Origin of the sequence: Bacillus sp. NPDC057893 (genome assembly GCF_042796455.1) — a bacterium.
In the GTDB taxonomy this organism is placed as follows: Bacteria; Bacillota; Bacilli; order Bacillales; family Bacillaceae_G; genus Bacillus_A.
The window spans coordinates 74,545-74,899 of the sequence record NZ_JBHVNG010000009.1 but is presented as its reverse complement, the minus strand read 5'-3'; the positions used below and the strand labels follow the sequence as shown (position 1 = coordinate 74,899).

The window sequence follows — 355 nt, the reverse complement described above, 5'->3', positions numbered from 1 at the left end:
ACGAAATCACCTTTTGTTACTTGTAATACTTGCTCTTTCATTTTTTCATTCTCCCTTCTTTTTTCTTTTGTTACAAAACTTCTATTATACTAATACACTTGATAGAAATACGATTAATGCCGTTAATACCACTGCTCCACTTGCTGATCCTACGAAATCACCTTTTGTTACTTGTAATACTTGCTCTTTCATTTTTTCATTCTCCCTTCTTTTTTCTTTTGTTACAAAACTTCTATTATACTAATACGCTTGATAGAAATACGATTAACGCTGTTAATACTACCGCTCCACTTGCTGACCCTACGAAATCACCTTTTGTTACTTGTAATACTTGCTCTTTCATTTTTTTCATTCT

General features: G+C 31.8%; 2 protein-coding genes. Both read right to left on the bottom strand.

All coding sequences use genetic code 11. The features are described from left to right. Positions 1–84: 84 nt before the first annotated feature. Positions 85–192 (bottom strand): DUF3948 family protein, encoded by a 108-nt coding sequence (locus tag ACFVQC_RS25390; RefSeq protein WP_000664237.1) that lies wholly within the window; start codon positions 190–192, stop codon positions 85–87. A gap of 43 nt (positions 193–235) precedes the next feature. Then, the gene (locus ACFVQC_RS25385; RefSeq protein WP_219916885.1) at positions 236–352 is read right to left on the bottom strand and encodes a DUF3948 family protein; all 117 of its coding nucleotides are present in this window, start codon (positions 350–352) and stop codon (positions 236–238) included. Positions 353–355: the final 3 nt, after the last annotated feature.